Annotated in this window: 1 protein-coding gene; it reads right to left on the bottom strand. The window is 59.7% G+C overall.

The features are described from left to right. Positions 1-1,118 (bottom strand): NAD(P)(+) transhydrogenase (Re/Si-specific) subunit beta (locus EKA13_RS27285; protein ID WP_065762045.1); only part of this gene is annotated, 1,118 nt, incomplete at both ends.

The raw sequence follows: 1,118 nt of genomic DNA, 5'->3' as shown, positions 1-1,118 counted from the left end.
TGGTCGTAAGGCACTTCGGCTTCGGCCAGCAGTACGTTCATGTGTCCAGGCATCCGACCGGCTACCGGGTGGATCGCATACTTAACGGTAACGCCATTGTGGGTCAGCTTCTCGGTCAGTTCCTTTAGGGCATGCTGGGCGCGCGCAACAGCCAGGCCGTAGCCAGGCACAATGATGACCGTGTCGGCGTTGCTCAGCAGGAAGGTAGCGTCGTCTGCCGAACCGGACTTCACTGGGCGAGCCTCCTTCGCTCCAGCCGGACCAGCAGCATCCGTTGCCCCGCCGAAGCCGCCGAGGATTACGTTGAAGAACGAGCGGTTCATCGCTTTGCACATGATGTACGAGAGGATCGCACCCGAAGACCCTACCAGCGAACCTGCGATGATCAGCATTGAGTTGTTCAGCGAGAAGCCGATGCCCGCTGCCGCCCAGCCCGAGTAGCTGTTGAGCATCGACACCACTACCGGCATGTCGGCACCGCCGATCGGGATGATGATCAGCACGCCCATCACGAACGCCAGGATCAACATCAGGGCGAATGCGCTGTAGTTGCCGGTGAAGGTAAAGACCAGGCCCAGGCCAATGGTGGTCAGGCCCAATATCAGGTTCAGCTTGTGTTGACCGCTGAACTGCACAGGTGCGCCCTGGAACAGGCGGAACTTGTACTTGCCGGAGAGCTTGCCGAAGGCGATGACCGAACCGGAAAACGTAATTGCACCGATGGCTGCACCGAGGAACAGCTCCAGGCGGTTACCGGTAGGGATCGGCTCGCTGATGCTGCTGACGATGCCCAGCGATTGCGGTTCAACCACTGCCGCAATGGCAATGAATACCGCAGCCAGGCCGATCATGCTGTGCATGAACGCGACCAGCTCGGGCATCTTGGTCATTTCTACTCGTTTGGCCATGATCGAACCTGCAGTACCGCCAATCAGCAGGCCTACGATCACGTAGCCAATACCGGCAGTCGCCAGTTCCGCGCCCAACTTGTAGATGAGACCAATGGTGGTGACCACGGCCAGCGCCATGCCGAGCATGCCGAACAGATTACCGCGGCGCGACGTGGTCGGGTGCGACAGGCCTTTGAGGGCCTGGATGAAACATACCGAGGCGACAAG

It is taken from the genome of Pseudomonas defluvii (assembly GCF_001695625.1).
Taxonomy (GTDB): Bacteria; Pseudomonadota; Gammaproteobacteria; order Pseudomonadales; family Pseudomonadaceae; genus Aquipseudomonas; species Aquipseudomonas defluvii.
Note: the sequence above shows the minus strand (reverse complement) of the source record. Positions and strands in the feature narration are given on the sequence as shown.